Raw genomic sequence first — 11015 nt, 5'->3', positions numbered from 1 at the left:
CCGTATCAGTTCGCCGATCGGGAATCGTCTCACCAGCGATCCAGTCCGATGGTCGACGAGTATCACATGATTTTTAGTACGGCGCTTCGGAGAATGCTATGAGGATGATTTACACGGACCTCGAGACAGCCTCACGTGAGGAGATCCAGGCTGTCCAGAACGAGCGCTTACAGGAGACGGTTCGCAACGCCTACGAGAACGTCGAGTACTACCGCGAGCAACTGGACGAACTCGGCGTCACGCCCGACGACGTCGAGACGGTCGACGACATTACGAAGCTCCCGTTCACGACGAAGGAGGACTTCCGCGACCAGTACCCCGACGGCCTGTTCGCCGTCGACGACGACGAGATCCTCCGGATCCACGCCTCCTCGGGCACCACCGGGAAGCCGAAGATCGTCTCCTACACCGAGGACGACCTCGAGGTCTGGAGCGAGGTCGTCGCTCGCTGTCTCGCCGCGGCAGGACTCGAGCCCGGCGACACCGTCCAGAACGCCTACGGCTACGGGCTGTTCACCGGCGGTCTCGGACTCCACTACGGCGTCGAGGAGCTCGGTGCGACGGTGATCCCGATCGGCGCTGGCGGCACCCAGCGTCAGGTCGAGATGCTGGCGGACTTAGAGAGCGACGCCATCGCCTGCACCCCGTCGTACTCGCTGTACCTCGCCGAGACGGCAGAAGAGATGGGCATCGACATCAAAGACCTCCCGCTTTCGGCCGTCATCTTCGGCGCCGAACCCTGCACCGACCCGATGCGCGAGGAGATCGAAGAGCGCCTCGGCGTCACCGGCATCGACATCTACGGCCTCTCGGAGATCGTCGGGCCCGGCGTCTCCATCGAGTGTGCAGAAGCCCAGGACGGCCTGCACATCTGGGAGGACCGCTTCTACCCCGAAGTCGTCGATCCCGAGACGGGCGAGCCAGTCGAGGAAGGTGAGGAAGGCGAACTCGTGCTCACGACGCTCTCGAAAGAAGCCCTGCCCGTCTTCCGCTACCGCACTGGCGACCTTACCACGCTGAACTACGAGACGTGTGACTGTGGCCGCACGATGGTCCGCATGGACAACATCACCGGCCGCGCCGACGACCTCATCATCGTCCGCGGGGTCAACCTCTACCCCAGCGAGGTCGAAGACGTCGTCCTCGAGTTCGAGGAGATCGCCCCCTACTACCGCATCGACTTAGACCGCGAGGGGAGCCTCGACACCATCGAGGTGACCGTCGAGATCGACGACGCGTTCGACGGCGACCGCGACGAGCTCCACGACCGCATCCTCACCCGCCTCGAGAACGTCCTCTCCTTTACGCCCGATCAGCTCACGCTCGCCGACTACGGCACGATCGAGCGCACGGAGGTCGGCAAGGTCCAGCGCGTCTTCGACCACCGCTGAGACGGACGCCGACTCGAGTCTGACCCCTTTTCACCGCTCGTCTCCCGCTCGAGCGGAGCCCTGACTCGTCGAACGGACGACCGAACGGGTGACGACGCTATCGGTCAGCTGTCGTCGCACAGGTTGGTCGGCAATCAGTTGCTAGCTGTCGCGTCGCTGATCGGTCGCCGTTCGGTCGTCAGTCGTCGCTGGCCGGGGCCGCATGGCTGGGGGCGCCACTCTGGCGAGCCGCGGCCGCCTGCCGTTCCCCCTCCGAGAAGAGCGCTTCGAACAGCGACGCCTGAGCGCGCTTGAGTCGATCGAGGAACGCCGACTTGCTGATGCCGAGTTCCTTGGCGACCTCCGTGGCGTTCGTCCGGCGTGGCACCTCGAAGTAGCCCATCTCGGTGGCCGCGATCAGCGCCTCCCGCTGTCGCTTGGTCAGGCGCGCGTCGGGGCTGTCCCGGGGCATTCCGCCGGCGGTCGGCGCCTCGCTCATCGTCGTCGCCCGCTCTAAGCGGACCGAGCCGTGCTCGCGGGCGGCGTTGATCACGTCCGCGAGCGCGTCACGACCCGGCACCGACCCCCAGAGGCGCTCGACGCCGTCGACGATCCGGACGTCGTGGGGCTTGAACCCGGCGTCGATCAGCGGCGCGAGGAGACACTCCCCCTCGAGGGAGGCCCGGCAGGTACCGACCCCGCTCGTCCCCGTGACCTGGAGGTCCGAAACCGCCTCGTGGTCCTCGAACGACGCCGCCATCGCCTCGACGTCGCCCTCGGCGTCGAAGTGGACCATCGGCGTTCCGTCGGCCCGCAGCGCCGGGACGTGCTCGTCGACGACGACGTCGTGCTCCCGGGTCGCCTCGACGAGCGGACAGCCCGCCCCGGTGATGGCCAGTTCGACGATCACGTACTCAGCTTCCATGTGTCACGTTCACGGCAAGCGGTTGCATAGGTTTAGACCCGGTTTTGTGGCGGCTTTAAGTACCTGCGGGCGCGGACGGCCGACCCGTCGAGGGTCCCGAAAACCGCCTCGAGCGGGTCGCTAACTTAAATCCTGCTCTATAGAGCAATCGGGACTTACCGGGAACGGCGTCCTAGAAGGGCTCGTATGAGTGTGACGGCACCCCAATCGTTCGAAGACCGCGTCCAGCGCGGCGAGCAGGTCGAGCCGACGGAGGACCTGCCGCTCGAGTACCGCGAGGCGGCCCAGCGGATGATCCAGTTCCACGCGAACTCGGAGATCGTGGGTACGTTGCCCGAGCGTCGGTGGATCAAGCAGGCGCCGACGATGCGACGCAAGCGCGCCATCAGCGCGAAGGTCCAGGACGAGGCCGGCCACGCGCAGGTGCTCTACCGCGTCGCCGAGACCCTCGGACTCAACAGTCGCGACGAGATGGTCGAGGAGCTGATTGAGGGCGAGGCGAAGTACGCCAACGTCTTCAACTACGAGGCGAAGACGTGGGGCGACGCGGGCTACATCGCCTGCTTCATCGACGGCGCGGCGATGTTCCGCCAGGGTTCGCTCACGGCCTCGAGTTACGCGCCGTACGCGCGGGGGCTGCGGAAGATCTGTTACGAGGAGTCCTTCCACGTCAAACACGGCGAAGACATCATCCGGTCGCTGGCGACGGGCTCGAAGGCCGAACAGGAGCTGCTCCAGGACGCCGTCGATCGCTGGTGGGAGCCGACGCTGCAGTTTTTCGGCCCGCGGGACGCCGACTCGACCCACCAGGACGAGCTGATGCGGTGGGGGCTGAAGGTCAAGACCAACGACGAGCTCCGCCAGGAGTTCCTCGAGGAGTTCTACGTTCCAAAACTCGAGCGCTACGGGATCGAGATCCCCGACGACGACCTCCACTACGACGAGGAAGCAGGGCGCTGGGAGTACACCCCGCTCGACTGGGATCGCTTTTTCGAGGTCTCGCGTGGAGACGGCCCGATGAACGACGAGCGCCTGTCGGTCCGTCGGGAGGCCTACGAGGACAACGCCTGGGTCCGCCGGGCCGCGGGGGTGAACTGAGATGGAAGACGCGAACGGCGACGAGAACGTCTACCTCGTGTTCCGCCGCCAGCGATCGGGCGCGCCACTGACGGAGGTCGGCAGCGTCGACGCGAACAGCCCCGAACTCGCGAAGGTCTACGCCCGCGAGAACTACGCCCGGCGCAAGCCGACCCAGGACCTCGTCGTGGTCCGCAAGTCGGACCTCGAGGAGATCGGCACCGACGTCCCCTACGGCGGGACGCTCGAGAAGGAGTACCGCGAAAATTCCGGTTACGAGGACGTGGAGGGATTCACCGCATGAGTATCCAGACCCCCGACGACGCAGACGAACCGTTCACGACCGCGCTCGAGGCCGCCCTGCTCGCGGCGGCCGACGACGACCACGTGATGGGCAACCGGCTCTGTGACTGGACCGGCGTCGCCCCCACGGTCGAAGAGGACGTCGCGATCAGCAACGTCGCCCAGGACGAACTGGGTCACGCCGAACACCTCTACGCGGAGGTCGCAAAGCTGCGCGACGCCACGGCCCAGGAACTGGCCTACGAACGCGAGCCCGAGGCGTACCGCAACGCCCGCCTGCTCGAGGCCCCCTTCGAGGAGTGGGCCGACACGATCGTTCGCCACTACTGTTACGACGTGGCGGACTCGATCCGACTCGAGGCGCTGGCCAACGGCGAGTACGAGCCGATCACGGGCCTGCTCGAGAAGATCCTCGCCGAGGAGGCCTACCACCTCGAGCACGGCGAGGTGTGGATCGAGACGCTCGCGAACGACGAGGAAGGTCAGGCGCGGCTCCAGGCCGCCCTCGAGGCGAACTGGGCCGACGCGCTGGCCGTTTTCGAGTTCGACGGGGACGAGCCCGTCGAGGGCGTCTACGGCAGCTCGCTCGCCGAGCAGCGGGAGGCGTTCATCGACGAGGTCGTCCCGACGTTCGAGGCGGCCGGCCTCGCCGTCCCCGAACTCGAAGCGCCCGCGGAGGCCTCGGGACGCGAAGGCGTACACACCGCCGACCTCGAGGACCTCCTCGCCGAGACCCGCACCGTCTACGAGCAAGGGGTGGACGTGGATGCCTGAGCCGATCGACGTCACAGAGATGTTGTCCCGGAACGCGCCGGGGTTCGACCTCGCCGCCGGCGAGGAGCCGTTCCCGCCGGTCGAGGTCGACGGCGAGCCCGACGAGGCGGACCTCTGGCGCGCGCTCGAGGACGTCGAGGACCCCGAACTGCCCGTGAGTCTCGTCGACCTCGGGCTGATCCGGGACGTGAGCCTCGAGGACGGCCACGCGACGGTTACGTTCACGCTGACGTACACGGGCTGTCCCGCCCGCGAGATCATGGAGCGGATGATCGAACGCCGCGCCGAGAGCGTTCCGGGCGTCGAGTCGGCGACGGTCGACTTGCGCTACGACGAGCCGTGGACGCCCGCAGACATGACCGACGCGGCCCGGGAACAGCTCGGCCAGGCCGGCTTCGCCTGTCCGCTGGCCGGCGGAGGAGTCTGCGATGGCGAGTGACGGCGACGACGAGGGGCGGACCGGCGCGGCCGTCGCCGCGAAGATGGACGAAAACGCGGGCCGGCCGCTCGAGTCGAGCGAGGTGGCCTGTCCGTACTGCGCCTCGACGGCGACGCGAGTCGAGAACCCGCGTGGCCCCTCGCTCTGCCGGACGATCTACTACTGCACCGACTGTGAGAACCCGTTCGAGCGGTTCGGCTGACCGGACCCTCGGTTCGGCGCGCTGCGATCAGGAGCTGGATCACGAATGACTAGCGAACTCGAATTCGACGGTATCGACGGCTGCATCGTACGGAAAGCAACGGCCGAGGACGCTCCGGCCATCCGGGAGCTGTGGGACGGCTACGCGGCGGTCCTCGCCGACTACGACGAGCGCTTCGAAGTCGACGCCGAGGGGCGCGAACGCTGGCAGGGCTACTTCACGAACAGCCTGGTGGAGTCCTCCCGCGGCGACGTCCTGCTCGCCGAGCGAGACGGCCGGGTCGTCGGCGCACTCGAGGTTCGGGTGATCGGCGGCCACCCCGTGTTCAAGTTCGGCCAGCACGGGTACGTCTACGGCCACTACGTCCACCCGGACCACCGCGGCGAGGGAATCGGAACGGCGCTGCTCGAGGCCGCCGAGGCCTGGTTCCGCGAGCGCGAGCTCCCCTTCTGGCGGTACGACGTCCTCCACGGCGAGCCCGAAGAGGCGTTCTACGAGGGGTACGGCATGCGACCGATGGAGACGGTCTACGAGAAGGAGCTATGACGCTGGGTGAGCAGTCCGAACCGGCCGGCGACGGCGGAGAGCAGGAGACGTACACCGTCGAGTTCGCGAAAGAGGGCGTCGAACTCGAGTGTCCGCGCGACCAGTACGTCCTCGAGGCGGCCGAGGAAGCGGGCGTCGACCTCCCCTACCAGTGTCTCCAGGGGGTGTGTGCCGCCTGCAGCGCGCGCATCGAGGGCGAGGTCGACCGGAGCGAGGACCGGATCCTCACCCAGTGGGAGCAAGACCAGGGCTACGCCCTGCTCTGTATCTCCTACCCGCGATCGGATCTGACGGTTCACTCCCGCGAAGAGCCGTAGCGACCGCGTTTTCAGCGCAGCTGATCGACCGCAGGTAGCGGCGCCACCGCCGTGAGGCGCGCCGGAGTCTCCGACGGCGCGCCGCACACGCCGCCGTGGCGCCGGGGAGGATGGGGCGTCCTGCTCGAGTGCGGGCCGAGCGACGCGAACGGCTCGGCGAGCCGTGAGCCGGCGCGGCCCGCGCGAGTACGGACGATACCGTTCGTGTTTCGTGTGCGTCGGTCGTACCGTCAGCTGGCCGTGGTGTGCGTCGTGCTCGTCGGCCACCTCACGTCTCTAACCCGGCTTGTACACTCGTCCCCGGAACGTCGCGATGCGCTCGTCGTCGGGGCCGGTGACGGGGATCTGGTACTCGGCCGTCCGCCCGCCGGCGTGCGTTTCGGTCGCCGTCGCGGTGAGCGTCTCACCCACCTCGACGGGCGCGAGGTAGGAGATGTTGGTCTCGAGGGCGAACGCGGCGTCGCCGTGGGAGTTCGAGGCGGCGGCGAAGGCGGCGTCGGCGACCGAGTAGACCGCCCCGCCGTGGGGCGTGCCGTGGAAGTTGAGCAGGTCTTCGGTGATTGTCAGCTCGGTGGTGGCGGTTCCCGAACCGATGTCGACCAGTTCGATACCCAGGTGCGCACAGTACGGGTCGTCTTCGGCGAGCGTCCGCGCACGTGCCACTGGATCGTCGTCGGCGTGCTCTGCCATGTCCTGGCGGTTGTGGTGTGAGCTCAAATAGCTACTGGGTCCGGCGAATCGTGACGATCGCCCCCGTCGTCTCGTTCGCCGTAGTCGTTCGTCGCGAGCGGTAAGGGGTCACATGAAGATCTGCGAGAACAGCGAGGCCTCCGCGCGGTGGAGTCGCTCGAGGAAGGCCGACTTGCTGATGCCGAGTTCGGCGGCGACGTCGCTCGCGTCGGCGTCGCGCGGAATCGAGAAGTAGCCCAGCTCGAGGGCGACGCGGATGCACTCTTCCTGGCGTGGCGTGATGTCCCACTGCTGGCTGGGGATCTCCTCGGCTTCGGACTGGAGCGGGTAGATGCGCTCTAGGCGGACGCCGACGGCCTGGCCGGCGCGCTCCATCACGCCTTTGAGGACGTCCCGTCCGACGACGGCGCCGAAGAAGGTGGCTTTTCCCTCACGGTACCGGAGCTGTTCGACGATCAGCCCGCTGCTGATCAGCTCGTGGACGATACAGGGGTGTTTCGAGAGACAGCGATAGGTGTCTCGTCCGTCCGCGGTCGCGACGTGGAGATACCGGATCCGGTCGTCGGCGTCGAGCGTCTCGCGGAGGTGGTGGTTGGTCGGCGAACTGAACTGCAAGAGGACGTAGCCGTCGTCCCGAAGCTGGGGCGCACGCGCGTCTATCTGAACGTTCTCGACCTGCCGCGTCGCGTCGGCCAGGGGGCAGTCGTCGTCGGTGACCTGGAACTCCACCGCCAGGCACTCGTCGATCATGTGGGAAGTTAGCGACTGGGGGTACTTAAACCCGCTCTATGGCCGGGTCAATCCCTAAGGGTCTCTCCGTGCTAGTTTGTGGTGAACGATGGACATCGAAACAGTCGAACAACGGGCCGGGCCGCGGGAGTTCAGCCCCGCGGACGACATGCCGGAGGAGTACCGGAAGGCGGCCACCCGGATGATCGAGTTCCACGCGAACTCCGAGATCATGGGCGCGTACCTAGAGCGCCCGTTCATCCGGCAGGCGCCGAGCATCGACCGAAAGCTGGCGTTCTCGGCGAAGGTCCAGGACGAGATCGGCCACGGGCAGTTGCTCTACCGCGCCGCCGAAACGCTCGGCGTGAAGACGCGCGAGGAGATGCTCGACGACCTCGCCAACGGCAAGGGGAAGTTCCTCAACTGTTTCCACTACCCGATGCAGCGCTGGCCGGAGACGGCGATGATCGCCTTCTTCGTCGACGGCGCGGCGATGCGCCGACAGGCGACGCTGCGACGCACCAGCTGGGAGCCCTACGCCCACGCGATGGACAAGGTCTGTTTCGAGGAGGGCTTCCACGTCAAACACGGCGAGAGCATCCTCGCGACGCTGATGACGGGCTCGAAGAAAGAACAGGAGCTGACCCAGGAGGCCTTCGACCTCTGGTGGCCCCGGATCATCCAGTTCTTCGGCCCCACCGACGACAAGAGCACTCACCACGACTTCGCCTCGGCCGTCGGCCTCAAACAGATGTCCAACGACGAGCTCCGGACGGCGTTCCTCAACGAGTACATCCCGAAGGCCGAACGGTACGGCCTCGAGATCCCCGAGGAACCGCGTATCTACAAGAACGACGAGGGCGACTACCAGGTCGAAGAGAGCGACCTCGACTGGGACGAGTTCTTCCAGATCGCCAAAAACGAGTACGAACCTGGACTCGGCCAGATCAACGGCCGCAAGGCCGCCCAGGAGGCGGTCCAGTGGGTCCGTGACACGCTCGAGTGGGAGAACGTCCCCGCCGGAAGCGCCAAACCACAGGCAGCTGACTAACCATGATCTGGGAAGTATTCCGACAGGAGGAGCCGGGTGGCTACCACACCCACTGTGGCAACGTCCACGCGCCCGACCGCGAGCTGGCCGAGCAGTTCGCCGTCATCCAGCACGGCCGGCGCAAGCCGACCAACAGCATCTGGGTCGTCCCGAAGACCGAGATCGGCGAGGTTGACGCCGAGGAGACCTCCTTTGGCGGCGCGACCGACAAGAGCTACCGCTGGGCGCCGACGTACAAGACGGACGTCGATCACGCCGCCGAAGTGATCGCTTCGGAGGGCGAGCAGGCCGAAGCCGAGAAACAGCGAGGTGAGCTCTGATGGCCGCCGAAATCGAGCACGTCGACGACCTCGACGCCGACGAGCGCGACGCACTCGAGGCCCTGCTGCTGACGCTGGCCGACGACGAGTTCGTCCTCGCCGAGCGCTACACCGAGTGGCAGGTTCGCGCGCCGACCCTCGAGTCCGACCTCGCGCTGTCGAACAACGCCCAGGACGAACTCGGCCACGCCCGACTCTGGTACGACGTGCTCGAGGATCTGGGCTACGAGGAACACGAACTGGTCTACGAGCGCGAGCCGGAGGCCTGGCGCCACAGCACCCTCGTGGAGCTGTCGTTCCCCGACGGTGACTGGGCGGACGCCATCGTCCGACACTACCTCTACGACCTCGCCGAGCAGCTCCGCCTCGAAGCGCTCGAGGGCTCGAGCTACGCCAAGATCGCCGGCCGCGTCGGCAAGATCCAGGACGAAGAACGCTACCACGTAGAACACGCCCAGAGCTGGATGGAACGCCTCGCCGACGGCGAGGGCCACGAGCGCCTCCAGGCTGCCGTCGACCGGCTGTTCCCCCACGCGCTGACGCTGTTCGAACCGGTCGACGAGGGCGTCGAAGAAACGATCGTCGAGGCCGGCTTCCGAACCGAGTCCCTCGAGGAACTGGCCGAGGAGTGGGTCAATACGGTCGTTCCGTTCCTCAAGTCACTCGATCTCGAAACGCCAGCAGTCGAACGAGTGCACTTCGACGAATACGAGTTCGAAGTCCCGAACGAAGAACTCCCCGAAGCGCGTGGCCGCGACGGCAGCCACACCGACGACTGGGCGGCCCTCTACGAGGACTTCACCCACACCTACCGCGAACTTGGTCGCTCCGAGGCGACCAAGATCATGGACAAACCCGCCTAACACGAGACCACGATCATGAGCAGCGAGACTCCAGACACCGAACCGACGCCGTGTGCGTACACCGACTACCGCGAGGGCGAGGCCGTCGAGGATTTCCCCGCGACCGGCGAGGGCGCTACCGGCGTCGACGCCGACGTGTGGGACGTCCTCTACGAGATCGAGGACCCGGAGATGCCGGTGAGCATCGTCGACCTCGGGCTGATCTACGGCGTCGGCGTCGACGACAGCGTCGCACGCGTCGACATGACGCTGACCTACTCCGGCTGTCCGGCCCGGGACATGCTCCAGGCCCAGATCGAGGAGGCCGTCGCCGGCGTCGCCGGCGTCGAGGAGGTCGACCTGAACCTCGTCTGGAGTCCCGCCTGGTCGATCGAGCTGGTGACCGAACAGGGTAAATCGGACCTGCGAGAGTTCGGACTGAGTATCTGATCATGCGAGACCTCGATCCATCCGTCACCACGAGCGGCGAGACGTCCGGCGCGGAGTGCCCCTACTGCGAGTCGACGAACACCGTTCGCGAACACCCCAAGGGACCGTCGCTCTGTCGGTCGATGCACTACTGCAACGACTGCCAGCAGCCGTTCGAGAAGTTCGAATAGCCGGACCGGCCGCCGCTTCTCGAGACCCAACGCCGAGCGACTGCCGTCTCGGTCCGTTCGCCGAGACAGTAGTGGCAACGTAGTGGCTATTCAGCAGTCGACCGAGCCGTCAGTGGAACGAGACGCCAAGGTCGTGCAGTCCGTCGTTTTCCATCGCGAGGTTGATCAACAGCGGCGTCATCGCTTCGACCTCCGCGCTGTTGGCGAGCGCGCCGCCGTCGAGCGGGCGCAGGCCCTCGAGTTCCTCGACGATTCCCTTCACCGTCTCTTTGGCCGCCTCGTCGTCGCCGGTGACGACCACGTCGAAACCGAGTTCGTGTGCTAAGTCGGCCAGCGCGCCCGCGGCGAGGTTCTGGAAGGCGCCGACCACCGGAACGTCGTCGGGCGCGGCGTCGGCCGCGAGTTCCGCGACGCTGCCCTGTGGCGGGCGGTTGTAGTGAAAGCCGTCGTCGTCCCGGGAGATGCCGACGGCGGGGCTAACGAGGATCGCGTCCGCTGAGAGCGCGTCGGCGACGGAGTCGACGGTGTCGGAGAGGTGATACGGCGGGACGCAGGCGACGACGACATCGGCGCCGGCGGCGGCCGCCTCGTTCGGCGCGTCGGAGAGGTCGGCCGTCAGTTCGTCGCCGAGTCGGTCGGCGTACGCTTCGACCGCGGCGGCGGCCTTTTCGGCCGTCCGCGAGCCGACGACGACCTCGTGGGTCGTCTCTCGAGCCAGTCGTAGCGCCAGTCCTTCGCCGATGTCACCGGTTCCACCGAGTAGCGCGATTCGCATACAGGAGCGAATTCGAACCGGTCGGTCAAAGGGCT

The 11015-nt window shown here is 66.8% G+C and carries 17 protein-coding genes; 13 read left to right on the top strand and 4 right to left on the bottom strand.

What is annotated here, in order from left to right; all coding sequences use genetic code 11:
- The first annotated feature begins 104 nt into the window (after nucleotides 1-104).
- Nucleotides 105-1391 carry a phenylacetate--CoA ligase PaaK gene (paaK, locus tag NMQ09_RS15220; protein ID WP_255194602.1) on the top strand — a complete coding sequence of 429 codons (1287 nt, stop codon included), beginning with the start codon at nucleotides 105-107 and terminating at the stop codon, nucleotides 1389-1391.
- 178 nt (nucleotides 1392-1569) lie between these two features.
- On the opposite strand, the gene NMQ09_RS15215 is transcribed toward paaK, so the two are convergent.
- A complete protein-coding gene (locus NMQ09_RS15215; protein WP_255191434.1) occupies nucleotides 1570-2295 on the bottom strand; it encodes a helix-turn-helix domain-containing protein in 726 nt (241 codons plus the stop codon).
- Between the two features lie 186 nt (nucleotides 2296-2481).
- Between NMQ09_RS15215 and paaA (NMQ09_RS15210) the strand changes: the two genes are divergently transcribed.
- The 7 genes from paaA (NMQ09_RS15210) to NMQ09_RS15180 are packed head-to-tail and all read left to right on the top strand — an operon-like array spanning nucleotide 2482 to nucleotide 5953.
- Nucleotides 2482-3393: a 1,2-phenylacetyl-CoA epoxidase subunit PaaA gene (paaA, locus tag NMQ09_RS15210; RefSeq protein WP_255191433.1), complete on the top strand. Its 912-nt coding sequence runs from the start codon at nucleotides 2482-2484 to the stop codon at nucleotides 3391-3393.
- Nucleotide 3394: 1 nt separating this feature from the next.
- Nucleotides 3395-3676 (top strand): phenylacetic acid degradation protein PaaB, encoded by a 282-nt coding sequence (locus NMQ09_RS15205; protein WP_255191432.1) that lies wholly within the window; start codon nucleotides 3395-3397, stop codon nucleotides 3674-3676.
- The gene (gene paaC / locus NMQ09_RS15200; protein ID WP_255191431.1) at nucleotides 3673-4449 is read left to right on the top strand and encodes a 1,2-phenylacetyl-CoA epoxidase subunit PaaC; all 777 of its coding nucleotides are present in this window, start codon (nucleotides 3673-3675) and stop codon (nucleotides 4447-4449) included. The genes NMQ09_RS15205 and paaC (NMQ09_RS15200) overlap by 4 nt, the downstream gene beginning before the upstream one ends.
- A complete protein-coding gene (locus NMQ09_RS15195; RefSeq protein WP_255191430.1) occupies nucleotides 4442-4888 on the top strand; it encodes a metal-sulfur cluster assembly factor in 447 nt (148 codons plus the stop codon). The genes paaC (NMQ09_RS15200) and NMQ09_RS15195 overlap by 8 nt, the downstream gene beginning before the upstream one ends.
- Before the next feature lie 43 nt (nucleotides 4889-4931).
- Entirely contained in the window at nucleotides 4932-5090 is a 159-nt protein-coding gene (locus tag NMQ09_RS15190) for a PaaD-like zinc ribbon domain-containing protein (RefSeq protein WP_425607268.1), read from the top strand.
- A 45-nt stretch (nucleotides 5091-5135) separates the two neighbouring features.
- A complete protein-coding gene (locus tag NMQ09_RS15185; RefSeq protein WP_255191429.1) occupies nucleotides 5136-5636 on the top strand; it encodes a GNAT family N-acetyltransferase in 501 nt (166 codons plus the stop codon).
- Nucleotides 5633-5953 (top strand): 2Fe-2S iron-sulfur cluster-binding protein, encoded by a 321-nt coding sequence (locus NMQ09_RS15180; protein ID WP_255191428.1) that lies wholly within the window; start codon nucleotides 5633-5635, stop codon nucleotides 5951-5953. Before NMQ09_RS15185 ends, NMQ09_RS15180 begins: the two co-directional genes overlap by 4 nt.
- Before the next feature lie 276 nt (nucleotides 5954-6229).
- On the opposite strand, the gene paaI is transcribed toward NMQ09_RS15180, so the two are convergent.
- Complete coding sequence (gene paaI / locus NMQ09_RS15175; protein WP_255191427.1) at nucleotides 6230-6643, bottom strand: hydroxyphenylacetyl-CoA thioesterase PaaI; 414 nt, start codon at nucleotides 6641-6643, stop codon at nucleotides 6230-6232.
- Between the two features lie 108 nt (nucleotides 6644-6751).
- Complete coding sequence (locus NMQ09_RS15170; protein ID WP_255191426.1) at nucleotides 6752-7393, bottom strand: helix-turn-helix domain-containing protein; 642 nt, start codon at nucleotides 7391-7393, stop codon at nucleotides 6752-6754.
- 88 nt (nucleotides 7394-7481) lie between these two features.
- Here NMQ09_RS15170 and paaA (NMQ09_RS15165) point away from each other — a divergent pair, with 88 nt between their 5' ends.
- The 5 genes from paaA (NMQ09_RS15165) to paaE are packed head-to-tail and all read left to right on the top strand — an operon-like array spanning nucleotide 7482 to nucleotide 10205.
- Nucleotides 7482-8423 (top strand): 1,2-phenylacetyl-CoA epoxidase subunit PaaA, encoded by a 942-nt coding sequence (gene paaA, locus NMQ09_RS15165; RefSeq protein WP_255191425.1) that lies wholly within the window; start codon nucleotides 7482-7484, stop codon nucleotides 8421-8423.
- 2 nt (nucleotides 8424-8425) lie between these two features.
- Nucleotides 8426-8743 (top strand): 1,2-phenylacetyl-CoA epoxidase subunit PaaB, encoded by a 318-nt coding sequence (gene paaB / locus NMQ09_RS15160; RefSeq protein WP_255191424.1) that lies wholly within the window; start codon nucleotides 8426-8428, stop codon nucleotides 8741-8743.
- Nucleotides 8743-9606 carry a 1,2-phenylacetyl-CoA epoxidase subunit PaaC gene (gene paaC / locus NMQ09_RS15155; protein WP_255191423.1) on the top strand — a complete coding sequence of 288 codons (864 nt, stop codon included), beginning with the start codon at nucleotides 8743-8745 and terminating at the stop codon, nucleotides 9604-9606. Before paaB ends, paaC (NMQ09_RS15155) begins: the two co-directional genes overlap by 1 nt.
- Nucleotides 9607-9621: 15 nt before the next feature.
- On the top strand, nucleotides 9622-10035 hold the full coding sequence (gene paaD / locus NMQ09_RS15150) for a 1,2-phenylacetyl-CoA epoxidase subunit PaaD (protein WP_255191422.1): 414 nt from the start codon (nucleotides 9622-9624) through the stop codon (nucleotides 10033-10035).
- Nucleotides 10036-10037: 2 nt separating this feature from the next.
- Nucleotides 10038-10205, top strand: coding sequence for a 1,2-phenylacetyl-CoA epoxidase subunit PaaE (paaE, locus tag NMQ09_RS15145; protein ID WP_255191421.1), 168 nt, complete (start codon nucleotides 10038-10040; stop codon nucleotides 10203-10205).
- A 109-nt stretch (nucleotides 10206-10314) separates the two neighbouring features.
- On the opposite strand, the gene npdG is transcribed toward paaE, so the two are convergent.
- The gene (gene npdG / locus NMQ09_RS15140; protein WP_255191420.1) at nucleotides 10315-10980 is read right to left on the bottom strand and encodes an NADPH-dependent F420 reductase; all 666 of its coding nucleotides are present in this window, start codon (nucleotides 10978-10980) and stop codon (nucleotides 10315-10317) included.
- Nucleotides 10981-11015 lie beyond the last annotated feature (35 nt).

The organism is Natronobeatus ordinarius (genome assembly GCF_024362485.1).
Lineage (GTDB): Archaea > Halobacteriota > Halobacteria > Halobacteriales > Natrialbaceae > Natronobeatus > Natronobeatus ordinarius.
The sequence above is the reverse complement of the archived record's forward strand: the minus strand, read 5'-3'. Positions and strand labels throughout refer to the sequence as shown.

Bases quoted from the DNA above. Each gene is read 5' to 3' on its own strand.
- NMQ09_RS15190 (WP_425607268.1), top strand. From the start codon at position 4,932: ATGGACGAAAACGCGGGCCGGCCGCTCGAGTCGAGCGAGGTGGCCTGT.
- NMQ09_RS15185 (WP_255191429.1), top strand. From the start codon at position 5,136: ATGACTAGCGAACTCGAATTCGACGGTATCGACGGCTGCATCGTACGG.
- paaB (WP_255191424.1), top strand. From the start codon at position 8,426: ATGATCTGGGAAGTATTCCGACAGGAGGAGCCGGGTGGCTACCACACC.
- paaC (WP_255191423.1), top strand. From the start codon at position 8,743: ATGGCCGCCGAAATCGAGCACGTCGACGACCTCGACGCCGACGAGCGC.
- paaE (WP_255191421.1), top strand. From the start codon at position 10,038: ATGCGAGACCTCGATCCATCCGTCACCACGAGCGGCGAGACGTCCGGC.
- NMQ09_RS15180 (WP_255191428.1), top strand. From the start codon at position 5,633: ATGACGCTGGGTGAGCAGTCCGAACCGGCCGGCGACGGCGGAGAGCAG.
- paaA (WP_255191433.1), top strand. From the start codon at position 2,482: ATGAGTGTGACGGCACCCCAATCGTTCGAAGACCGCGTCCAGCGCGGC.
- paaK (WP_255194602.1), top strand. From the start codon at position 105: ATGATTTACACGGACCTCGAGACAGCCTCACGTGAGGAGATCCAGGCT.
- paaA (WP_255191425.1), top strand. From the start codon at position 7,482: ATGGACATCGAAACAGTCGAACAACGGGCCGGGCCGCGGGAGTTCAGC.
- NMQ09_RS15215 (WP_255191434.1), bottom strand. From the start codon at position 2,295: ATGGAAGCTGAGTACGTGATCGTCGAACTGGCCATCACCGGGGCGGGC.
- paaC (WP_255191431.1), top strand. From the start codon at position 3,673: ATGAGTATCCAGACCCCCGACGACGCAGACGAACCGTTCACGACCGCG.
- NMQ09_RS15195 (WP_255191430.1), top strand. From the start codon at position 4,442: ATGCCTGAGCCGATCGACGTCACAGAGATGTTGTCCCGGAACGCGCCG.
- paaI (WP_255191427.1), bottom strand. From the start codon at position 6,643: ATGGCAGAGCACGCCGACGACGATCCAGTGGCACGTGCGCGGACGCTC.
- NMQ09_RS15170 (WP_255191426.1), bottom strand. From the start codon at position 7,393: ATGATCGACGAGTGCCTGGCGGTGGAGTTCCAGGTCACCGACGACGAC.
- npdG (WP_255191420.1), bottom strand. From the start codon at position 10,980: ATGCGAATCGCGCTACTCGGTGGAACCGGTGACATCGGCGAAGGACTG.
- paaD (WP_255191422.1), top strand. From the start codon at position 9,622: ATGAGCAGCGAGACTCCAGACACCGAACCGACGCCGTGTGCGTACACC.
- NMQ09_RS15205 (WP_255191432.1), top strand. From the start codon at position 3,395: ATGGAAGACGCGAACGGCGACGAGAACGTCTACCTCGTGTTCCGCCGC.